Source organism: Acidovorax sp. 1608163, from assembly GCF_003669015.1.
GTDB lineage: Bacteria > Pseudomonadota > Gammaproteobacteria > Burkholderiales > Burkholderiaceae_C > Acidovorax.
Map to the genome: position 1 here is coordinate 609,696 of NZ_CP033069.1, position 19,894 is coordinate 629,589.

Here is a 19,894-nt window from a genome sequence, read left to right on the forward strand (position 1 = left end):
GGGCGGTGCATGCGATGCGTTGGGGGCTGGCGTTACACCAGGGCCTTGATCTGGCTGTAATTGATGGTCTTGCCGTTGGACAGGCTCAGCACCAGTTGGCCGTCCTCAGCGCCTGCAGCGGTCACCTTGGACAGCGCGAGCGCGGTGGAGTCGAGTTTGGTGGAGCCGTTGACGGCGGTGATGCGGAACTGCAGGCCTTCGGTAGAGCCCGTGTACTTGCTGGCATCCCAGTCAAAGGTGTGGCGACCGGCGCTTTGTGCGCCCAGGTTGACGGTGTCCACCACTTGGCCGCCAGCGGTCAGGATCTCGACCTTGACCCCGGTGGCTGCAGAGCCCAGCTCGAACCCGCCCTTGCCGGTCTTGTCGGTGATGGACACGCTGTTGCCTTCGGTCATCACACTGCGGCCCACCAGGGCCGTGCCCTGCATGACCTGCAGCGAGTTGAACTGCGCTGACATGCTGGCCATGGTCTGGTTCAGCTGCTGGATGCCTGTCACGGTGTTGATCTGCGCCATTTGCGATGTCATCTGGGCGTTGTCCAGAGGGTTCATCGGGTCCTGGTTGTTGAGCTGCGCCACCAGCAGCTTGAGGAACCGGTCCTGCGCTGCATTGGGGTCGGTGTTGGGGTCTGCCACGCTGGTGGTCGAGCTGGACGTACCACTGGTGGACGAGGTCGATGTGGTGGCTTTGGTCGAACTGAGGATCATGCTGAAGTCTCCTGGGGCTTACTGGCCCATTTGCAGGGTTTTGAGGAGCAGCGACTTGGCCGTGTTCATGACCTCGACGTTGTTCTGGTACGAGCGCGAGGCGGAAATCATGTTCACCATTTCCTCCACCGCGTTCACGTTGGAATGCGTCACATAGCCCTGCTCGTCGGCCGAGGGGTGTGAGGGGTCATGCACCTTGCGGCCTGGCGCATCGCTTTCCTTGATGGAGGTCACTTTCACGCCTGCAGCGGCGTCGGAGCCCATGGGGGCGGTTTGAAACACCACCTGGCGCGCCTTGTACGCCTTGCCATCGGGGCCCGCCACCGCATCGACGTTGGCCAGGTTGCTGGCCACGACGTTCAGGCGCTGTGACTGCGCGCTGATGGCGCTGCTGGACACATTGAAGATGGAGAACATGGACATGGGGCGTCTCGCTTTCTGCGCTGGCTTACTGGCCCTGGATGGCGCTGAGCATGGTTTTGGCGTTGCCGTTGATGAAGCGCAGCGTGGCCTCGTAGCGCACGGCGTTGTCCACGAAGTTCGAGCGCTCGCGGTCCAGGTCCACCGAGTTGTTGTCCAGCGCGGGCTGGGTCTGCACGGCATAGCCCAGCTTGCTGGGGCCTGAGAGTGTGGATGCCGAGCCCGAACCTGTGGTGGTGGCTTGAAAATGCCGGGGGTCTGACGTGGCGGTGCTCACGGCGGGGCCTGTGCCACCAGTGGCCAGGTTCTTCACGACGCTGCTGGCACCCGATTCAGTGGCTTCGCGCAGGGTTTTGGCAAAGTCGAAATCCCGCGACACGTAGCCGGGGGTGTCTGCGTTGGCAATGTTGCTGGCGATGATGCGCTGGCGCTCGGCGCGCAGTATCAGCGCGTTGCCTTGAAATCCCAGCTGGTTGGTCATCTTGTCAAGCATGGTTGCCTCACATCCTGTATCGCTTGCCGCCACGGCCCGGTGCGGGTTTTGGCGTGGTTCGATTATGGAAATGGCGGTTTTTTTCTAAAGCCCGAAGAACGCGGAAATGGCTGGGCAGTTTCGGGCTTTGCCTTGGGGCTTGGCGGCCTATAGTGAATGCGTTGGAATGGCCCGCAGGCCTGGGTGCTGTACCCAGAGCCCTGCTGCGCTGGCGGTGCTCCCTGGCAACCGTGCGCGGGCCCTTCAGGCGGACGGCGTGGCGCTGTCCGTCCCACCGCGCCGCGGTTTGTCGGCGCTTTTACCGGAGAGCGCACCATGCCTTCCCTTTCATCCCTGCGCAGCGTTGGCCTAGCCCTCATGGCACTTTGGGGGGTATTGGCCGTGGGCGCCGCCCAGGCCCAGGCGGTGGCTGACCCCGCCGCCGAGCTGGGCAACCTGACCCAGCACTGGCTGGACGACGCCTTGGCCCGCAACCAGGCGGCAGGCGCCACGCTGCGCATGGAGGTGAGCGTGGGCGCGCTGGACAGCCGCTTGAACCTGGCCCCCTGTGCCCGGGTGGAGCCGTATTTGCCTGCAGGCTCGCGCCTGTGGGGGCGCACCCGGCTGGGGCTGCGGTGCGTCGAGGGGCGTTCGCCCTGGAATGTGTTCTTGCCCGTCACCATCAAGGCTTGGGGCCCCGCCTGGGTGCTGACCGGCAACGTGGCGCCCGGCGCCGTGCTGACTGCCAACGACGCCACGCAAGCCGAGGTGGACTGGGCGGCCGACCCCGCCCCGGTGGTGGCCAACCCTGAGGCCTGGGTGGGCCAGACTGCCTCGCGCCAGTTGATGGCCGGGCAGGCCTTGCGCCAATCCATGGTCAAGGCGCCCAGCATTTTCCGCGCAGGTGCACAGGTGCGTGTTTCTGCCCAGGGGCCGGGTTATGCTGTGGTCTCTGCAGGGCAAGCGTTGTCCGCAGGCACCGTCGGGCAGACTGTGCGCGTCAGAATGGACAATGGTCGCGTAGTGAGCGGCATTGTGGCTGAAGATGGAACAGTGACCATCACTCTTTGAGGATTTGCCCGCACAAATAGCTAAAGTCCGCCCAAAACGGGTCGAAAACATTGCTACTGAGCCCCACATCACACGGGGTGGTGGAGAGAGCGATGAAGATAGGTCAAAAACCGGAACTCCCGGGCGCATTGGCGCAGACGGGGCTTGCCAAGCAAGCCAAAAGTCCAGCCCCTGCTGCGGAAGGGGTGGCAAAAGGCGCTGCTGCTGCGCAAGCCGCCGGTGTGCCTGTCACTGTGTCCAGCTCGGCCCGCGCCCTGGAGCAGCCTGGTCGCACCACCAGCGATTTTGACGCCAAGCGCGTGAGCGAAGTGCGTGCTGCCATCAATAACGGCACTTTTTCGGTGGATGCGGATGCGATTGCGGACAAATTGCTGTCCAATGCGCAAGAAATCTTTTCTCGCGCCCGCGGATAAACGCCTGATCCCAGGCTTTGTCTAGCGCACCACCACCATGTCGTTAGAAGAAGCCCTCACCACGGTAGAGCAACACATCGAAAAGGTGTCTGCCGCCTTGCTGGCACTGGACGCTCCCTCGCTGGAGATTGCCAGTACCGCGCTGCGCGATGCAGCAGCACGCTTTACCTGGGTGCTGGAGCAAGCGCAGCACCAGCAAGTTTCTGAACTTCCCCCCCAATTCCAGCAGCGCCTTGCAGCCGTTGGCCAACACTTGGCCATCCAGCGAGACAACCTGGCCCGTGTGGCGGTGTTGACCGACCGCCAAGTGGCCGTGGTGGTGCCGCAGGCCGATGGAGCCCAGACCGCCACCTATGCCAACCCGCAAGCCGCAGGCGCGAAGGCGGGCGGCGTAGCGCGCATCTATCGCTCGGTGGGTTGAGCGGACGGCCTCCACTTCCCGTGCGCAATCTGGCGCAGGGTTGAATCTCTTGGGTTTGGAATTGCTATAAAAAGAATAGCTGCTGGCGCTTTATTTACAAGCGGTAGCAGCTATTTTGTTTAAGTGTGGCTGGGTCAGTGGCTGCGCATCTTGGCGCGCAGGCGGGCGATGGACTGGCTGTGCAGCTGGCACACGCGCGATTCGGTCACGCCCAGCACGGCGGCAATCTCTTTGAGATTCATGTCGTGCTCGTAGTACATGCCCATGATGTGCTGCTCGCGTTCGGGCAGGCTTTTGATGGCGTTGACCAGCGATGTGCGCAACCGCTGGTCGCGCAGCAACTCCACCGGGTCGGCCGCAGCGTCGGCCACGTGGCGGTCCAGAAAACCGTCATCGTCCTCGCCGTGGGTCATGTCTTCCAGGTACACCAGCTGCGTGCCGCGCACCTTGCCCAGCAGGCTTTGGTAGTCGGCCAGGCTCAACTCCATCTCATCGGCAATTTCAGACTCCAGCGGGCTGCGCCCCAGCTTTTGTTCCAGCCGGTGCACGGCGTGCTCAATGTCTTTTTGGCTCTTGCGGGAGCTGCGCGACATCCAGTCGCCCTCGCGCAATTCGTCAAGCATGGCGCCACGGATGCGCTGGGTGGCAAAGGTCTCAAACTGAACGCCCTGGGCCATTTCGTAGCGCGACAGGGCATCCGCCAAGCCCATCATGCCGACCTGGATCAGGTCGTCCAGTTCCACGTTGGGAGGCAGCTTGGCAATCATGTGGTGCGCAATCCTCCTCACCAGCGGAACATGCTGGCGGATCATCGCATCACGATCGAGCTGGCCTTTGGCGGTGTACATCAGATCAGTGGCTCCAGACGGTGGACGTTGGCTCAGGCGTGCCCGACAAACCCGTCACGTGGCTGGATGGTAGCGCAGTCAGCGGTCCACTGATGGTGCCCGCGTTTTCCAGCAGTTGCAAGGCCAAGCGTTGAACGTCATGAGGGTTATTGGCCGAGACGGTGGTCGTGCGCACGCGCCCGCCCAGGTGGCGTTCGGCGCAGTCTTGCAAGGTGCGTAACGCGCCCAGCGTGCGGCGACGTTCGCTGGCGCCATCGCCTTGCAGCACCGAGGCCACAGTGCAGGGCAGGCCGGAGTGCGTGGCAATCTGCTTGAGGCTTTTATAGCAGGACAAAACACCGGCGGAGCCGCCCTCCATCACCGCCAGCGGGATGGTGCTGGTGTGCGTAAGCAAGGGGCCCAACAGCCCTGCCGGGGCGTGCAGCACCAGCAGCCCGTAGGCGCGGAAGTACGGCAGCAGCCCTTGCAGCGGGGGGGCGCCTTCGGTGTAGGCCTGTCGCTGCAACTGGTGCAGGCCCCGCGCCGCTGGGATCACGGCCACCGAGGTGACCGAGGCGCTGGCGCTGGTGCCCAGGCCGTCGTTCCAGGGGGCTTGCTGCAGCACATGGCTCAGGCCTGGGGTGTCGTCGGTTTCCAGTGCGGTACCGTCCAGCACCATCACGGGGTAGCCCAGGCGCTGCAGGTTGGCGCAAATCTGCCAAAGCATCTCCAGCCCGCTGGAGGCGCGCTCCTGGCTGGCCACCGCCAGCACGCGCAACTGGGCTTGCGGCGTGAAGCTGCTCAGGCCTGCCGCCTGGTGAAAGCCGGTATCAAGCATCCACAAGTCCTTTCTCTGTCAGGGCCTCGGGTGCGTTCGAGAAGTAGTAGTTCAGGTCTGACGCCTTGGGGTCAAACGCCGACTTCACGGGCGCGCGCATGGAGGTGCTGATGAGTTTGTGCGCTTCGGCGGGTTCCCAGTCTTCGGGCACCCGCTGGCCGTTGGTGACGCCGCGCAGCACCATTTGGTGGCGGATCAGCGCGTCAATCGAGGGCCCCAGCTTCACGGCTTCGTCCACCTTGGACAGGATGGCCTGCTGCGAGCCAGCGGTCTTGAAAGAGGTGAGCACATCGTCCAGCGTGTCTCCGTGGCAGCCTGCATTGAGCACCAGCAGCCGGTTCACGCGGGGCAGGTCCAGCACGTCCAGCATGCTGCGCTTGCGGGGATCGCGCGGAGCGACGCCAGTGGTGTCGATCAGCACCATTTTCTTGCCACTGAGCAGGCCCAGCAGGTCTTGCAGTGCGGCACGGTCGTGGGCCAGGTGCGCCACGATGCCCAGCATGCGGCCGTAGGTGCGCAGTTGTTCGTGGGCCCCCACGCGGTAGGTGTCCAGCGTGATCAGGCCCACACTGCCAGGGCCATGCACGCGGGCGCACAGCGCGGCCAGCTTGGCGGTGGTGGTGGTTTTGCCCACGCCGGTAGAGCCGACCAGGGCAAAGATGCCGCCTTGCTCGTACAGCGGCGCTTCGTTCTCGTCGGTCTTGAGGTTGCGTTCGAGCACATCCATGAGCCAGCGCACAGCGTCGCCTGCCGACAGGTCCTCGGGCATGCGCTCCAGCACGGCGCGGGCCAGTGCGGGCGAGTAGCCTGCACGGATCATCTTCAGCATCAGGTTCGACTGGATGGGGTTTTGCTTGGCCTGACCCAGCCAGGCCATGGTGTTGAAGCGGTCTTCAATCATCTCCTTCATGGCGTGCAGCTCGTTCATCAGGCTTTGCTGCTGGGCCATGGAGGCAGCGGGCGCTGCGGCTTCGGCCTTGCGGCGAGGAGGCGGTTCTGGCAGGTCCATCGGGATGGAGCGCAGAGGGTTGTGGCGCACCACGGCTGGGGCAGCGGGGCGCTCGCGGGGGAAGTCGCGGTCTTGGTTGCGGCTGCGCTCGGCAAACGTTGGCGGCTCGGCCGGGCCATTCATCACTTCATGGCGGCGGCGCAGCATGCGTTCACGCACGTAGTCCTGGAAGGACAGCGTGCTCATGGCCAGTTGCTCGGTGTCTTCTTCCACCGGGTTGTGACGGTTGGCAGTGGCCGCAATCTGCATGGGGCGTGCCGGTGCACGGGCGGCGCTCTTGGGGGCCAGCAGGGGCTCGTGCAGGGCGCTGCGCGAATCCTGAAAATCACGGCCACCTTGCAGCGACTTGCCTTGCGAGCCCATGGAGCCCGTCGGGCCGCCTGCGTTCTGGGCTGCGTTGTCGAGTGCCGACAAGGTGTCTTCTGCCGTGGCCACCACCTCCACGCCGTTGGCGGTGGGGCGGTTGGACAGGATGAGGGTGCCCTCGCCAAAGGCCATGCGCGCCTTGGCCAATGCCTCGCGGGAGGTGGGGGCGGTAAAGCGTTTGATGTTCATGCTGATGCACCTTTGAGAATGGGCCCAATCCGGATGGTGTGGGTCTCAGGAATTTCACTGTGCGCAAGCACCTGCAGGCGGGGGGCGACGCGGCGCACCAGGCGGGAGATGGCGTTGCGGATCTGGTCAGGCACCAGCAGGCAGGCGGGCAAGCCCATCTCTTCCTGCTTGAGTGCCACTTCAGCCGCTTTTTGGGTCAGGATGTCGGCGACGCCAGGGTCCAGCGCGGGGCCGGAGGCGTTGCCCAAGGCCTGCACCAGAAGGCGTTCCAGCCCAGGCTCGATGGCGATGACGTTGAGTTCGCGGGTGGGACCGTAGATCTGCTGGACGATGGCAGGCGACAGTGCAATGCGCACGCGCCGGGCCAGCTCCACAGGGTCTGCGACGGAGCCTGCATGCTCTGCCAGGGTTTCGATGATGGTGCGGATGTCGCGGATGTGCACAGACTCTTCCAGCAGCAGCTGGAGAACTTTCTGAAACGTTGCGATCGAGACCATTTTCGGAACCACTTCTTCGATGAGCTTGGGGGCCAGTTTTGCCACGTGTTCCACCAGTTGCTGGGTTTCGGTGCGACTGAGGAGCTTGGCTGCCTGGACTTGCATCAAGTGTGACAAATGCGTCGCCATCACGGTTTCTGAATCAACGACGGTAAAACCCGCCATTTGTGCCGCTTCCTTTTGCCGGTCGTCAATCCAGTGCGCAGGCAAACCGAAAGCGGGGTCGGTGGTGGGGGTGCCGATGAGGGGTGTGGTGATGCCGCCGGGGTTGATGGCCAGGAACATGCCGGGGAAGGCTTCGCCCTCGCCCACCACCACGCCGCGCAGGGTGATGCGATAGCCGCTGGGCTTGAGTTCGAGGTTGTCTCGCACGTGCACGGCAGGGGGCAGGAAGCCCACCTCTTGCGCAAACTTGCGGCGCACGCCCTTGATGCGGGTGAGCAGGTCGCCCTGGCGGCTCTTGTCCACCAGCGAAATCAGTCGGTAACCCAGTTCCAGGCCCAGCAGGTCAATGGGCTGCAGGTCGTCCCAGGTGGCCTCCCCATCGGCTGCGATGGGGGCGGGCGGGGCTTCGGGCTCTGGCGGGATTTGCTGGCGCTGGTACAGCACCCAAGCCCAGTAGCCCAGCGAGCCGCCAATCACCAAAAATACGATGTGCGGCATGCCGGGGATGAGGCCCAGCATGATCAGAATGCCTGCCGTCACGCCCAGCACACGGGGCGACATGAACAGCTGCTGCACGATCTGGCGACCCATGTCCTGCTCTTTGCCCACGCGCGAGACCACCATGGCAGCCGCCACCGAGATCAACAGGCCAGGAATCTGCGCCACCAGTGCATCACCGATGGCCAGCAGGATGTAGCTGTCGGCAGCCTGCTTGGCCGTCAAGCCGTGCTGAAGAATGCCGATCGTGAAGCCGCCCACGATGTTGATCAGCAAAATCAGGATACCGGCCACCGCGTCCCCGCGCACGAACTTGGAGGCGCCGTCCATGGAGCCGAAGAAGTTGGCTTCTTCGCCCACTTCAGCGCGGCGGCGCTTGGCTTCCTTTTCGTCGATCAGGCCTGCGTTCAGGTCGGCATCCACGGCCATCTGCTTGCCTGGCATGGCGTCCAGGGTGAAGCGGGCAGACACCTCGGCAATACGCTCGGCGCCCTTGGTCACCACGATGAAGTTGATGACCACCAGAATCGCAAACACGATCAGACCGACGGCAAAGTTGCCGCCGATCAGGAAGTGCCCGAAGGCCTCAATCACCGCGCCAGCGGCGCCGGGACCCGTGTGGCCTTCGAGCAGCACCACGCGGGTGGAAGCCACGTTCAGCGACAGACGCATCAGCGTGGTGAGCAGCAACACGGACGGGAAGGCTGCAAAGTCCAGTGGCCGGATCATGTAGGCCGCCACCATCATCACCATCAAGGCCACGGCGATGTTGAGGGTGAAAAAGGCGTCCAGCAGCCAGGCGGGGATGGGCAGCACCATCAGCGCCAGGATCGCCACCACCAGCAGTGGTGCGGACATGCCTTGCAAGACGGAGGTGTTCTTGCCTGCCCACAGCCTCAGGGAGTTGACAGAGGTGTTCATACAGCAGCGCCTTTGGCAGAGAGCTTGTTCAGCGGATCCAGCTCAGGGGGGACATAGGGCTCAATCAGCTCGCCAGGCATGCGGCCTTCGCCACGCAGCGCGGCCTTGAGTCGGTACACATAGGCCAGCACCTGGGCCACGGCGGTGTACAGCGTGGCAGGAATGGCCTGGTCCAGTTCGGCGTGGGCATACAGTGCCCGCGCCAGCATGGGCGATTGCAATACGGGGATTTCGTGGCCCTTGGCCAGATCACGGATGCGCATGGCCACCAGGTCGGTGCCGCGTGCAATCACCTGGGGCGCGGCCATGGTGGCTTCGTCGTACTTCAGGGCCACGGCGTAGTGGGTGGGGTTCATCACCACAAAGTCGGCCTTGGGCACGGCGCTCACGCTGGCGCGGTCTGCCAGCTCGCGCTGCTTTTGGCGGATGCGTCCCTTGGTGTGAGGGTCGCCTTCGGATTCCTTGTGCTCTTGCTTCACTTCTTCGTGGGACATCTTGAGCCCGGATTTGAAGAAGAAGGCTTGCAGTGGGATGTCCACCAGCGCTGCCAGAAACACCACCAGCAACAGCATGCTCACACCGGTGGTGAGCCAGTCGGCCATGAAGCGGATGGCACTGGTGGAGGGCTGGGCCACCAGCATGGCAATGCTTTCGATGCTGTTCCCCATGTATTTCCATGCCACGAACGACAGCACAGAGGTCATGAACACCATCTTGGCCACATTGGCCAGTTGCTGCTTGGAAAACAGGTTGGTGAAACCGGTGAGCGGGTTCAGGCGGCTGAACTGGGGAGTGATGGGCTTGGCGCTGAAAATCCAGCCGCCCGCGCCCACTGCGCTGATGATGGCCGCTGCGCTGGTCAGCAGGGCGAAGACCACGCTGGCCACCAGGCCCACCACCACCATGACCTGCATGCGCTCCAGCATGGAGGCTGGGGTCATGACCACTTTGGCATCGAACATCAGCTGCCGACCCAGGGCGTGCTGCAGGTGGTCCATCAGGGTGGGAGCCAAGGCCAGAACGCTGGCAGCGCCAACCCCCAGGATCGCCAAGTGCGACAAATCGCGCGAACGCGCGCCCTGGCCATCCTTGCGCGCATTCTGTAATTTGCGCTCCGTGGCGGGTAGTTCTTTGTCTTGGCTGGAGTCCATGATGGCATGACGGCTGGTGTCATGCCATTGTCGTGAGCGACCCGAAAACCTAAAGGCTGAAAAGGGGCCGCTGGGGCCCCTTTTTCAACGATGCAAAAACGCTGGTTCGATCAGAATCCCAAACTGGCGAGCAGATCGTCCACTTGGGATTGGTCGGTCACGATGTCGGGCGTGTTCTCTGGGTCTACCACAGGGCCTTGCAGGCGCGCAGGCTCGGGAGGCGCCACTTGCACATGGGCGCTGGAGGGGGCTGTTTGAATGAGCAGCTGTACCAGCTGGTCTTCAATCGTTCCGGCCAGATTCACTACCCTGGCAATGACTTGGCCTGTCAGGTCGTGGAAGTCCTGGGCCATCATGATTTCGGTCAGATGCGCATCGGCTTCCTTGGTAACGCGCTCCACGTCGGTCAGGAAGTTGAAGATCTCACCTTTGGCGACGGCTGCCACGGGGTCTTTGATCAGGGAGTCCACCACACGGCGGGTTTCCGAGGCGATGAAGTCGTGTTGTGCTTTGGCCAGCTCCACCCGGCTGAGCACTTTCTCCGCCGCTTCGCCGGTGAGGCGTGCAATGTAGGAGAGGCGGCTTTGCGCGTCGGGCAGTTCACCCATGGAGCCCCGCAATTTTTCTGCGAAGCCCAACTCATTCAGCGAATCGTGGAGTTGCCGTGTCAGCTGTCCAATTTTCTGATGGACATCTGCAGCGGGCTCTGCATGGGGGATTTCTGGCGTGTCCATGGCGTCACATTCCCATCTTTTTGAGAATCAGCAGAACTTTTTCTTCCAGGGTGGCTTTGGTGAACGGCTTGACTATGTAACCCGCAGCGCCCCCTTGGGCGGCCGCCACGATGTCTTCCTTGCGTGCTTCGGCCGTCACCATCAGCACGGGCAGGTGCTTGAGTTTGTCGTCTTTTTTGATTTCGGCCAACAATTGAAAGCCGTTCATGTTCGGCATGTTGATGTCAGACACCACAAAGTCGAACTTGCCGTTGCGAAGTTTGTTGAGTGCTGCGACGCCGTCTTCAGCCTCGTCAGCGTCCGCAAACCCGCTTTCCTTGAGCAGGTTACGGACGATGCGGCGCATGGTGGAGAAGTCGTCAACGATGAGGAAGCGAAGGGCTGTGGTCACTTGGGACCCTTTCGGTCGAAAATGGCTAGAGGTATTGTCAAGTGTGGCAGGTTTTGTGACAAGGCGTAACGTCTACCTGCCTTCGTCAGGATTTTCCCGCTTTTCAATCGTCAGTTCTGTCGATGTTACGGTGGGAATCCCTTTCCCCATGAGTCTTTCTTCTGCCTCACGGGTTAATACCGTGATGGTAATGCGACGATTGGCTGCAGAGCGTGGGGTGTTGGGTTCCAGCAAATCGCTGGCGGCCAGCCCGACCACGCGGCCCAGTTTGGCATCGGGCATGCCAGCGGCCACCAGTTCGCGGCGTGAGGCGTTGGCGCGGTCAGATGACAGCTCCCAGTTGCTGTAGCCACGCTCGCTGTTGCCGTAGGGCACTGCATCGGTGTGCCCGGCCAGGCTCACGCGGTTTTCCACGCCATTGAGGGCGGCGCCAATTTCTCGAAGAATGTCGCGCATGTAAGGCTTGACGAGCGCGCTGCCGCTGTCAAACATGGGGCGATTCTGGTCGTCCACGATCTGGATTTGCAACCCGTCCGGGGTCACGTCGATCCGGATCTGCGATTTGTATTCGTTCAGGCGCGGGTTTTCTGTGATCAGCGCATCAATCTTGGCCTGCAATGCCTTGATGCGCTGGGCGTCCAGGCGGGCTTGCTCGGCCTTCACATCGGCCTCGTTGAGCTTCTTGGGCTTCTCGGATGTCGTTTCGGCCCGCTTGACGTGCCCGGCGCTCTGCGTGAGGTCGGTGCCACCACCGCCAGTGAGGATGCTGGAGCTGGACCCCGAGCCTGGGCCGCCCTGCAGCGACACCTTCAGGGGGGCGCTGAAGTAGTCCGAAATGCCTTTGCGGTCGCCATCGGTGGTGGAGCCCAGAAGCCACATCAGCAAAAAGAACGCCATCATGGCCGTCACGAAGTCGGCGTAGGCGATCTTCCAAGCGCCGCCATGGACTGCATGGCCGCCCTTCTTGACGCGCTTGATGATGATGGGCTGGAGTTTCTTTTCTGCCACAGCAAGGTCCAGTTACTTCTTGCCCTTCACGTGGCCTTCCAGCTCCGAGAAGGTGGGGCGGTCGGTCGAGAAGAGCACTTTGCGGCCAAATTCAATGGCTGTGGCTGGGTTGTAGCCCTGCATGCTGGCCAGCAGCGTAGATTTGATGCACTGGAACTCTTTAGCAGCGTCTTCGGTCTTTTGCTCCATCAAGCCGCCCAGGGGCTCCACAAAGCCGTAGGCCAGCAAAATGCCCAGAAAGGTACCCACCAGGGCCGAGGCAATCATGCCCCCGAGCACTGCAGGGGGTTGGCCCACCGAGCCCATGGTATTCACCACCCCCAACACGGCTGCCACGATACCGAACGCAGGCAACGCACCTGCCAGGCGGGCAATCGCCGCTACGGGGGCGTGTGCCTCTGCATGGTGGGTGTCGATTTCGGCATCCATCAGCGCCTCGATCTCATGCGAGTTGAGGTTGCCCGACACCATCATGCGCAGGTAGTCGGTGGTGAACTCGATCACATGGTGGTCATGCCCGACCACCGGGTATTTCTTGAAAATCTCGGACTCGTGGGGGGCTTCCACGTCCTTTTCAATGGCCATCAGGCCTTCCTTGCGGGCCTTTTGCAGGATGTCGTACAGCATGGCCAGCAGTTCCATGTAGCGGGCCTTGGTGTACTTGCTGCCCTTGAGGGCATCCGGAATCGCCTTGAGCGTGGCCTTGAGGACCTTGGGCTGGTTGTTCACCACAAATGCGCCCATAGCGCTGCCGCCAATGGTGATCAGCTCGAAGGGAAGGGCCGTCAAGATGACCTTGATATTCCCGCCGTGAAAGATGTACACGCCGAAGATGCAGACCATGCTGACGACGTAGCCGATGATGACAAACATGCTGGTGCGGTGGTTGTGGTGGCGTGAGCCTGCCTTCGGTTGGGTAAAGAGGGGGCGGCACGCCGAGTTCGCGCACCTGTAGTTCACTGTATCTGATTGTGCGCGAACCAAACAAGCAAGCAAGTGGCAAACCACCGCTCTCATTCAGGCTTGTTGGCTGGGTGTGGTTTTTGGGTTGCATGGCGGTGGGGCCTGTGTGCACCGCAGCGGCGGCCTGGGTGTTCCCGGTTTCTCTGCTTTTTCCACCTTTACACCCTGTGGGCAATGCTTATGCTCACCCCGTTGCGCCTTCGGCAGGCTTGGTGGCACCGCTGTGGGTGCTGCAGGCCCCCGGGGCTGTGTTTAAACACCCAGGACTCCCTGACTGATGCAAGCCACTCCCCCCACCGATGCTTCTGTTGCCGCGTTTGCGTCTGAGTCTGACGGCCAGGCCAGCGCGCAGGCTTCCAACCCGGTGCAGGCACTGCTGGTGCAGACCATGGCCCTGGCGCTGGATTGCCACTGGGCCCAGAACCTGGCCCAGGCGGAGGAGCTTTACCGTGCGGTGCTGAGCCTTGCGCCCGACCATGCAGACGCGAACCACAACCTGGGGGCGATTGCGATGGAGTGCGGGCAGTTTTTGGCGGCAGTGCCGTTTTTTCAGGCCGCCTTGCAGGCCAACCCTAAAAACCGCCAGTACTGGGTGAGCCTGGTGGACGCACTCATCCAGGCGGGTGAACACACCCTGGCGGAAGATATTTTGGAAGACGCCCGCCGTGCGGGCTTGGCGGGTGACGCTGCGGGCGAATTGGTTGAACGACTGGTCGACGCCGTCATGCGGCGCACGCGCAGCGCCCGGCCACCCCAAGGGCGCATGGCGTCCGCAGACCAGGTTGCCGAACTCAACCGCCTGTTTGAGGCGGAGAAGTTTGACGACGTGTTGCGCTTGGGCCGCAAGATGACGCGCCAGTATCCCCAGTGCCCCATGGGTTTCAAGTCCTTGAGTGCGGCGCTGATGCAATTGGGGCAGATGGACAAGGCCGTTGCGCCGATGCGCCAGGCGCTGCAGCTCAATCCCCGGGATGTGGACATGCTCAGTAACTATGGCCTGGCGCGTTCTCTCAAGGGTGATCTGGTGCAGGCCGAGGTGCTACTGCGCCAGGCCGTGGGCCATGCGCCGCGATTCCCGCAAGGCTGGTTCAACCTGGCCATCGTCTTGCGTGGGCAAGCGCGCTTGCAGGCGTCTGAGCAGGCCTACCGGCAGGCTCTGGAGGTGGGGGGCGATGACCCCAAGGTGCTGCTCAATCTGGGGCTCCTGCTGGGCGAAATGCATCGATTCACCGAGGGGCAAGCGTGCGTGCGCCGGGCCTTGGCGCTGGACCCGAACATGGTGCATGCGCATGTGGGCCTGGGCATGTTGCTCAAGGACCAGGGGCGATTGCCTGAGGCCCTGCAGGCGCTGCAAAGGGCGCTGGAGCTGAATCCAGAAGACCAAGCTGTCCAAAGCAGTTATCTCTTCGTGGTGAATTGCATACCAGAGATCGATCTATTGGAGCGCTTTGCTGCTTACCAACGCTTCAACCGGTATTTTGGCGAGCCGCACCACCGTTTGTGGCGCCCTCACACCAATGACCGCAACCCTGCACGCCGTTTGAGGGTGGGCTATGTGGCCCCGGTGTTTCGCAACCACTCCTGCCGCTCTTATCTCGAGCCTTTGCTGGAAAACCACGACCACCAACGCGTGGAGTTGTTTGCCTACTCTGGGCCGTTTGAGTTGGAAGACGAAGTGACTGATCACTACCGTACGCTGTTTGAGCACTGGATTGACACCCGCCAAATGGACGACGATGAGTTGGCTGCGCGTATTCGGGCGGATGGCATTGATATTCTGGTGGATATAGCAGGGCAGACGAAAGGACACCGATTAGAGGTGTTTGCGCGCAAGCCTGCCCCAGTGTCACTGCACTGGCTTGACTCGGGCTACACCACGGGCCTGACCGCAATCGATTACTACCTGACCGATGCAGTGGGCGTGCCCGAAGGCTTCGATCATCTTTTCTCTGAGACCCCTTGGCGTTTACCGCGCACGCCTTTTTCCTATCGGCCCAAGCCTGGAGTGGGCGAGGTGAGCGAATTGCCTGCGCTACGCAACGGTTACATCACCTTCTGCTCTCTCACCCGCGCGGTGCGACTCAATGAGCGCGTGATTGCTGCGTGGGTGGAATTGCTGCGCAGGGTTCCTGGCTCCAAGCTTGAGATCAATAGTGGCAACTTCAGCCAGGCTGAGGTGCGTGAGCAATGGTGGCTTAGGTTTGAGGCGTTGGGCATTCCCCGTGATCGGGTCATCATGGGTTTTGAAAGTCCGCCTTGGAACGTACTGCGGCGCACAGACATTGCGCTCGATTGTTTCCCCCAAAACTCTGGAGCGACGCTGATTGAGTCCCTTTACATGGGCCTGCCATTTGTTTCCCTCGCGGGCGCTCCCAGCATGGGAACATTGGGGGCATCTATGCTTTGCGCCATGGGGCGGGGCGAGTGGGTGGCCCGCAGCGAGGAAGAGTACGTCGAGAAACTGGTCAAGTTGGCCAACGATCTGCCCGGCTTGGCCCAGATACGGCGCAACCTGCGCGGGCAGATGCAGGCCTCTGCGTTGATGGACGAAGCTGGTTTTGCCCGCGATGTGGAAGACGCGTATGCACAAATGTTTGCCCGCTGGTGCGCCAATCAAGGTTGAAGGTATCCAGATACATCGCCTTTCACCCTCCGCCCCAGCTTTTCTTCTTGTCCAGCCTCACTATGCTTGACGCCATGAAAGTCATACCTCTTGCTGGCGGGCTCGGAACCCCCATCTCCGAAGAGTCGCACCTCAAACTTGGCGGGGGCGACTGGGCGGTCGACTGGCGGCTGCCCGACGCCGTGCGCGCCCGGGGCGTCGGGCAGGCCTTGCACGGTTGCCACCCCGAGGCCACGCGCCCCTGGCAGCATGTGATTGAGTCGCTGGCCGCCTACCTATGCTTGGCCGATCGCATCTGGGCCAACCCCACCCGCGCAGGGACCTACAACTTTGGCCCCTTGCCGTACGAGGCGGCCACAGTGAGGTATGTGATAAAAATAGTAGCTAGCGCTTGCCTTAAAAGCGCTAGCTGCTATGAAAATAATAGTGAAAACCTGTATGGGGCGGGCTGGCTGGCGCTGGAGACTGGCCACGCCCGCCAGGCCCTGGGTGTGGATCCTCGTTGGGGACTGAACACGGTCGATGCCTGCGCCCTGTGCCTGGACGCCAGGGAGGCCGCGTGAGTTCGCGGTTCGTCTACACCCCCTTGCCCCTGCACGGCTTGGTGCGCGTACAGCGCCAGCCTCAGCAGGATGCGCGGGGCCTGTTCGAGCGCATGTTCTGCGCCGACGAACTGGCCGCCGTGGGCTGGACGCAGCCCATCGCTCAAATTAATCACAGCATCACCCGCCAGCGTGCCAGCGTGCGCGGCCTGCACTACCAGTGCCCGCCCCATGCCGAGATGAAGCTGGTGAGCTGTCTGCGCGGCGAGGTGTGGGACGTGGCCGTGGACTTGCGGGCGGGCTCACCCACCTTTTTGCAATGGCATGCCGAGCGCCTGTCTTCCGACAACGCCTGCGCGCTACTCATCCCGCCCGGCTTTGCGCACGGCTTTCAGGCGCTGACCCAGGACGCTGAACTGATGTATTTGCACTCTGCCGCCTACGCGCCCGGCGCAGAGGCCGGGCTGAGCCCGCGGGACCCGCGCCTGGCACTGCCCTGGCCGTTGCCGGTGGGCGAGATGTCCGAGCGCGACTGCGGCCACGCGTTGCTGACCGAATCATTTGAAGGAGTGCACTTGTGAAGTGCCGACACTGCGGCCAGCCGCTGCACCTGCCGTTTCTGGACCTGGGCAGCGCGCCCCCTTCCAACGCCTACCTGAGCGAGGCCGCCCTGTGCGCGCCCGAGACCTGGTTCCCTCTGCGCGTGCTGGTGTGCACGCACTGCTGGCTGGTGCAGACTGAAGACCACGCCGGGCGCGAAGCGCTGTTCACGCACGACTACGCCTACTTCAGCTCGTTCTCTACCTCCTGGCTCGCCCACGCCAAGGCTTATGTGCAGGCCATGCAGCAACGCCTGGGCCTGGGGGCTGACAGCTGCGTGGTGGAGGTGGCATCGAACGATGGCTACCTGCTGCAGTACGTGCAGCAAGCGGGTATTCCCTGCTACGGCATCGAGCCCACGGCCAGCACGGCCAAGGCGGCGCGGGCGTTGGGGCTCACGGTGGTCGAGCGATTCTTTGGCGTGGCCCTGGCCGACGAGTTGGCTGGCGCTGGGCGGCAGGCCGACCTGATCGCCGCCAACAATGTGCTGGCCCATGTGCCCGACATCAACGATTTTGTGGCGGGCTTTGCGAGTCTGCTCAAGCCCCAGGGCGTGGCCACGTTCGAGTTTCCGCACCTGCTGCGCATGGTGCAGGGTTGCCAGTTCGACACGGCTTATCACGAGCATTACTCCTATCTCTCGCTCACGGCGGTGCAGCGCATCTTTGCCGCCAACGGCCTTGTTGTGATCGATGTGCAGGAGCTGCCCACCCAAGGCGGCAGCCTGCGCGTGTTGGCTGCCCGGGCCGATGCGACGGCCCACCCGCAGTCCACGCTCGACGGCGCGGCCCGCGTGTCGCAACTGCTGGCCACCGAAGCGGCGGCAGGCCTGCTGGGCGAGGAGTTTTACAACGATTTTCAGCCTCAGGCCTCGCGCATTAAATGTGAGCTGCTATCTTTTTTGTTGCAATGCCAGACTGAAGGCCTCTCCGTAGGGGCCTATGGCGCCGCCGCCAAAGGCAACACCCTGCTCAACTTTGCCGGCGTGCGGCCCGATTTGTTGCCCTACGTGGCGGACAGGAACCCCGCCAAGCAGGGCCAGTGCCTGCCGGGCAGCCGCATCCCCATCGTCGATGAAGCCCATTTGCGCGCGCACCAGCCCGACCGGGTGCTGATCCTCCCCTGGAACCTGCGCGATGAAGTGGCCACGCAGTTGGACTATTTACATCGCTGGGGGGGAAGTTTGCTGTGGCCGTGCCCCGGCTGGAGGTCTTTGGATGAACAAGCCAGAACGAATTCCGCTGTCCCGCCCATCTATCACCGATCGTGAGGTGGAACTGGCGACCGATGCCGCCCGCAGCGGCTGGGGGGCCCAGTGCTACGCCTACCTGGAGCGCTTCGAGGTGGCTTTTGCCAACCACATCGGGGTTCCCCATGCGATTGCGACTTCCAGCTGCACGGGGGCTTTGCACATGGGGCTTGCGGCGTTGGGCATTGGGGCGGGAGATGAGGTCATTTTGGCTGACACCAATTGGGTGGCATCCGTGGCGCCCGTGCTGCAGTTGGGGGCCACGCCGGTGCTGGTCGACATCTGTGCAGACACCTGGTGCCTTGACGTGGATGCCGTGCGCGCCGCCATCACGCCGCGCACGCGCGCCATTATTGCGGTGCACCTGTACGGCAACCTGTGCGACATGGATGCTTTGCAGACCCTCGGCAATGAGTACGGTATTGCCGTGGTGGAAGACGCAGCGGAGGCCATCGGCTCGACCTACCTTGGGCAACGGGCCGGAGCCATGGGGGCCTTTGGCGTGTTTTCCTTTCACGGCTCCAAAACCATCTCGACCGGTGAGGGCGGAATGTTTGTGACCAGCGATGCTCGGCTGTATGACAAGGTGCTGTCACTGTCTAACCATGGGCGCGTCAAGGGTCAGACCCGCCAGTTCTGGCCAGAAATGCTGGGCTTCAAGTACAAGATGTCCAACTTGCAGGCAGCCTTGGGCTGCGCCCAGTTGGAGCGGGTCGAAGCGCTGGTAGCCCGCAAGCGGGAAATACTGCAGAGTTATCGCGATGCCTTTGCAGGCGAGTCCTCCATTCGCATGAATCCTGAGCCCGAGGGCACCCACATTGGCGCTTGGATGCCCACGGTCGTGGTGGACGGGCAGTCCGGGGTGATGGCCAATGGCATGCTGGAGAAGTTCGTTCACGCCAATATAGATGCGCGGCCTTTTTTCGCACCTCTGTCCACGCTGCCTTGGATGCCCCCCAATGCCACGGGTGCCAACGCGCAGAGTGTGTACGAGAGGGCGGTGAATCTGCCCAGCTTCCATGACATGACCAACGATCAGATCGCTAGGGTGTCGTATGTGTTGCTGGAGGCTGTTCGCCGTGCGTGATGCGTCTGCTCGCACGCTGGTGCCCTCCGGGGGTGGGTGGTCTGGGGGGCTCGGGCCATGCCCGGGTGTTGCTGGACGTGATCGGCCCACTTGGGTATGTGGCCGCCTTTGTGGACGAGGCCCCTGTGCCCAGCTTGCTGGAGGGGGTTCCGGTGCTGCTGGGGCAGGCGGGCTTTCTGGACTGGTGCCGCACCCGTAAACCTGCCCAGCACTGTTACGGTGTGGCAGCGGTCGGAAGGCAGGGGGGGCATCGCCAGCGCATTCTGCAAGCCCTGCACGGGCAAGGCATCTCCACGCCATTGCTGGTCCATCCCCAAGCCAGTGTCAGCCCGCAGGCCCGCATCGGGCAGGGAGGGCAGGTGTTGGCGATGGCCGTGGTGGCTGCATATGCGTCGTTGGGCGATGCCTGTATCGTGAACCACCGGGCCAGTGTGGACCACGAGTGTTCTCTCGGTGATGGTGTCACCGTAGGGCCAGGCGCCACGCTGTGCGGGTGTGTGGAGGTGGGCGCCGACGCCTTCATCGGTGCCGGAGCTACTGTGCTGCCACGCATTCGCATCGGGGCAGGGGCCATGATTGGTGCTGGTGCTGTGGTTACCCGTGATGTGCCGCCAGGTGCGGTCGTGATGGGCAACCCAGCCCGAGTGCAATCCCGTCTTTCCGCTGCGCAGCTGTGACGGAGAGCCTCTTCACCTTTTTTCCGGTACGCCCAACGGTGTACCTCCCCCTTTT

21 protein-coding genes are annotated in these 19,894 nt (G+C 62.8%); 9 read left to right on the forward strand and 12 right to left on the reverse strand.

All coding sequences use genetic code 11. The features are described 5' to 3' along the window. Positions 1–32: 32 nt before the first annotated feature. The 3 genes from EAG14_RS02720 to flgB are packed head-to-tail and all read right to left on the reverse strand — an operon-like array spanning position 33 to position 1,620. On the reverse strand, positions 33–707 hold the full coding sequence (locus tag EAG14_RS02720) for a flagellar hook assembly protein FlgD (RefSeq protein WP_121727993.1): 675 nt from the start codon (positions 705–707) through the stop codon (positions 33–35). An 18-nt stretch (positions 708–725) separates the two neighbouring features. Then, complete coding sequence (gene flgC, locus EAG14_RS02725) at positions 726–1,130, reverse strand: flagellar basal body rod protein FlgC (RefSeq protein ID WP_099656779.1); 405 nt, start codon at positions 1,128–1,130, stop codon at positions 726–728. Between the two features lie 25 nt (positions 1,131–1,155). Continuing rightward, on the reverse strand, positions 1,156–1,620 hold the full coding sequence (flgB, locus tag EAG14_RS02730; RefSeq protein ID WP_121453352.1) for a flagellar basal body rod protein FlgB: 465 nt from the start codon (positions 1,618–1,620) through the stop codon (positions 1,156–1,158). Between the two features lie 315 nt (positions 1,621–1,935). On the opposite strand from flgB, the gene flgA reads away from it, so the two are divergent. The 3 genes from flgA (at position 1,936) to EAG14_RS02745 (ending at position 3,504) form a co-directional block, all read left to right on the forward strand. Next, a complete protein-coding gene (gene flgA, locus EAG14_RS02735; RefSeq protein WP_099742128.1) occupies positions 1,936–2,670 on the forward strand; it encodes a flagellar basal body P-ring formation chaperone FlgA in 735 nt (244 codons plus the stop codon). 92 nt (positions 2,671–2,762) lie between these two features. Continuing rightward, positions 2,763–3,083 carry a flagellar biosynthesis anti-sigma factor FlgM gene (flgM, locus tag EAG14_RS02740; protein WP_099656776.1) on the forward strand — a complete coding sequence of 107 codons (321 nt, stop codon included), beginning with the start codon at positions 2,763–2,765 and terminating at the stop codon, positions 3,081–3,083. A 37-nt stretch (positions 3,084–3,120) separates the two neighbouring features. Beyond that, positions 3,121–3,504, forward strand: coding sequence for a hypothetical protein (locus EAG14_RS02745; RefSeq protein WP_121727994.1), 384 nt, complete (start codon positions 3,121–3,123; stop codon positions 3,502–3,504). 134 nt (positions 3,505–3,638) lie between these two features. Here the strand turns inward: EAG14_RS02745 and EAG14_RS02750 are convergent, their stop codons facing one another. From EAG14_RS02750 to motA, 9 genes are all read right to left on the reverse strand, one after another. Continuing rightward, on the reverse strand, positions 3,639–4,352 hold the full coding sequence (locus tag EAG14_RS02750; protein ID WP_099742125.1) for an RNA polymerase sigma factor FliA: 714 nt from the start codon (positions 4,350–4,352) through the stop codon (positions 3,639–3,641). Between the two features lie 4 nt (positions 4,353–4,356). Continuing rightward, a complete protein-coding gene (locus EAG14_RS02755) occupies positions 4,357–5,169 on the reverse strand; it encodes a hypothetical protein (RefSeq protein ID WP_099656773.1) in 813 nt (270 codons plus the stop codon). Further along, positions 5,162–6,733, reverse strand: coding sequence for a flagellar biosynthesis protein FlhF (gene flhF, locus EAG14_RS02760; RefSeq protein WP_121727995.1), 1,572 nt, complete (start codon positions 6,731–6,733; stop codon positions 5,162–5,164). Before flhF ends, EAG14_RS02755 begins: the two co-directional genes overlap by 8 nt. After that, positions 6,730–8,814: a flagellar biosynthesis protein FlhA gene (flhA, locus tag EAG14_RS02765; protein WP_099656771.1), complete on the reverse strand. Its 2,085-nt coding sequence runs from the start codon at positions 8,812–8,814 to the stop codon at positions 6,730–6,732. Before flhA ends, flhF begins: the two co-directional genes overlap by 4 nt. Further along, a complete protein-coding gene (locus tag EAG14_RS02770) occupies positions 8,811–9,965 on the reverse strand; it encodes a flagellar biosynthesis protein FlhB (protein WP_121727996.1) in 1,155 nt (384 codons plus the stop codon). The genes flhA and EAG14_RS02770 overlap by 4 nt, the downstream gene beginning before the upstream one ends. A gap of 110 nt (positions 9,966–10,075) precedes the next feature. Next, on the reverse strand, positions 10,076–10,699 hold the full coding sequence (locus EAG14_RS02775; protein ID WP_121727997.1) for a protein phosphatase CheZ: 624 nt from the start codon (positions 10,697–10,699) through the stop codon (positions 10,076–10,078). Between the two features lie 4 nt (positions 10,700–10,703). Continuing rightward, entirely contained in the window at positions 10,704–11,090 is a 387-nt protein-coding gene (gene cheY, locus EAG14_RS02780) for a chemotaxis response regulator CheY (RefSeq protein ID WP_099656768.1), read from the reverse strand. 72 nt (positions 11,091–11,162) lie between these two features. Further along, on the reverse strand, positions 11,163–12,098 hold the full coding sequence (gene motB / locus EAG14_RS02785) for a flagellar motor protein MotB (protein WP_099742120.1): 936 nt from the start codon (positions 12,096–12,098) through the stop codon (positions 11,163–11,165). A 12-nt stretch (positions 12,099–12,110) separates the two neighbouring features. Continuing rightward, the gene (gene motA, locus EAG14_RS02790; RefSeq protein WP_099656766.1) at positions 12,111–12,971 is read right to left on the reverse strand and encodes a flagellar motor stator protein MotA; all 861 of its coding nucleotides are present in this window, start codon (positions 12,969–12,971) and stop codon (positions 12,111–12,113) included. A 367-nt stretch (positions 12,972–13,338) separates the two neighbouring features. On the opposite strand from motA, the gene EAG14_RS02795 reads away from it, so the two are divergent. The 6 genes from EAG14_RS02795 (at position 13,339) to EAG14_RS02820 (ending at position 19,839) form a co-directional block, all read left to right on the forward strand. Continuing rightward, positions 13,339–15,684: a tetratricopeptide repeat protein gene (locus tag EAG14_RS02795; protein WP_121727998.1), complete on the forward strand. Its 2,346-nt coding sequence runs from the start codon at positions 13,339–13,341 to the stop codon at positions 15,682–15,684. Positions 15,685–15,758: 74 nt separating this feature from the next. Next, positions 15,759–16,247 (forward strand): hypothetical protein, encoded by a 489-nt coding sequence (locus EAG14_RS02800; RefSeq protein WP_162995893.1) that lies wholly within the window; start codon positions 15,759–15,761, stop codon positions 16,245–16,247. Further along, positions 16,244–16,807 carry a dTDP-4-dehydrorhamnose 3,5-epimerase family protein gene (locus EAG14_RS02805; protein ID WP_121728000.1) on the forward strand — a complete coding sequence of 188 codons (564 nt, stop codon included), beginning with the start codon at positions 16,244–16,246 and terminating at the stop codon, positions 16,805–16,807. Before EAG14_RS02800 ends, EAG14_RS02805 begins: the two co-directional genes overlap by 4 nt. After that, complete coding sequence (locus EAG14_RS02810) at positions 16,804–18,096, forward strand: class I SAM-dependent methyltransferase (RefSeq protein ID WP_121728001.1); 1,293 nt, start codon at positions 16,804–16,806, stop codon at positions 18,094–18,096. Before EAG14_RS02805 ends, EAG14_RS02810 begins: the two co-directional genes overlap by 4 nt. Further along, a complete protein-coding gene (locus EAG14_RS02815) occupies positions 18,044–19,162 on the forward strand; it encodes a DegT/DnrJ/EryC1/StrS aminotransferase family protein (protein WP_121728002.1) in 1,119 nt (372 codons plus the stop codon). The genes EAG14_RS02810 and EAG14_RS02815 overlap by 53 nt, the downstream gene beginning before the upstream one ends. Then, entirely contained in the window at positions 19,162–19,839 is a 678-nt protein-coding gene (locus EAG14_RS02820) for a NeuD/PglB/VioB family sugar acetyltransferase (protein WP_121728003.1), read from the forward strand. Before EAG14_RS02815 ends, EAG14_RS02820 begins: the two co-directional genes overlap by 1 nt. Positions 19,840–19,894 lie beyond the last annotated feature (55 nt).

What these genes read in the sequence shown, in the direction of transcription:
- EAG14_RS02720 (WP_121727993.1), bottom strand. Translation starts at nt 707, where the DNA reads ATGATCCTCAGTTCGACCAAAGCCACCACATCGACCTCGTCCACCAGT.
- flgC (WP_099656779.1), bottom strand. Translation starts at nt 1,130, where the DNA reads ATGTCCATGTTCTCCATCTTCAATGTGTCCAGCAGCGCCATCAGCGCG.
- flgB (WP_121453352.1), bottom strand. Translation starts at nt 1,620, where the DNA reads ATGCTTGACAAGATGACCAACCAGCTGGGATTTCAAGGCAACGCGCTG.
- flgA (WP_099742128.1), top strand. Translation starts at nt 1,936, where the DNA reads ATGCCTTCCCTTTCATCCCTGCGCAGCGTTGGCCTAGCCCTCATGGCA.
- flgM (WP_099656776.1), top strand. Translation starts at nt 2,763, where the DNA reads ATGAAGATAGGTCAAAAACCGGAACTCCCGGGCGCATTGGCGCAGACG.
- EAG14_RS02745 (WP_121727994.1), top strand. Translation starts at nt 3,121, where the DNA reads ATGTCGTTAGAAGAAGCCCTCACCACGGTAGAGCAACACATCGAAAAG.
- EAG14_RS02750 (WP_099742125.1), bottom strand. Translation starts at nt 4,352, where the DNA reads ATGTACACCGCCAAAGGCCAGCTCGATCGTGATGCGATGATCCGCCAG.
- EAG14_RS02755 (WP_099656773.1), bottom strand. Translation starts at nt 5,169, where the DNA reads ATGCTTGATACCGGCTTTCACCAGGCGGCAGGCCTGAGCAGCTTCACG.
- flhF (WP_121727995.1), bottom strand. Translation starts at nt 6,733, where the DNA reads ATGAACATCAAACGCTTTACCGCCCCCACCTCCCGCGAGGCATTGGCC.
- flhA (WP_099656771.1), bottom strand. Translation starts at nt 8,814, where the DNA reads ATGAACACCTCTGTCAACTCCCTGAGGCTGTGGGCAGGCAAGAACACC.
- EAG14_RS02770 (WP_121727996.1), bottom strand. Translation starts at nt 9,965, where the DNA reads ATGGACTCCAGCCAAGACAAAGAACTACCCGCCACGGAGCGCAAATTA.
- EAG14_RS02775 (WP_121727997.1), bottom strand. Translation starts at nt 10,699, where the DNA reads ATGGACACGCCAGAAATCCCCCATGCAGAGCCCGCTGCAGATGTCCAT.
- motA (WP_099656766.1), bottom strand. Translation starts at nt 12,971, where the DNA reads ATGTTTGTCATCATCGGCTACGTCGTCAGCATGGTCTGCATCTTCGGC.
- EAG14_RS02795 (WP_121727998.1), top strand. Translation starts at nt 13,339, where the DNA reads ATGCAAGCCACTCCCCCCACCGATGCTTCTGTTGCCGCGTTTGCGTCT.
- EAG14_RS02800 (WP_162995893.1), top strand. Translation starts at nt 15,759, where the DNA reads ATGAAAGTCATACCTCTTGCTGGCGGGCTCGGAACCCCCATCTCCGAA.
- EAG14_RS02815 (WP_121728002.1), top strand. Translation starts at nt 18,044, where the DNA reads ATGAACAAGCCAGAACGAATTCCGCTGTCCCGCCCATCTATCACCGAT.
- EAG14_RS02820 (WP_121728003.1), top strand. Translation starts at nt 19,162, where the DNA reads ATGCGTCTGCTCGCACGCTGGTGCCCTCCGGGGGTGGGTGGTCTGGGG.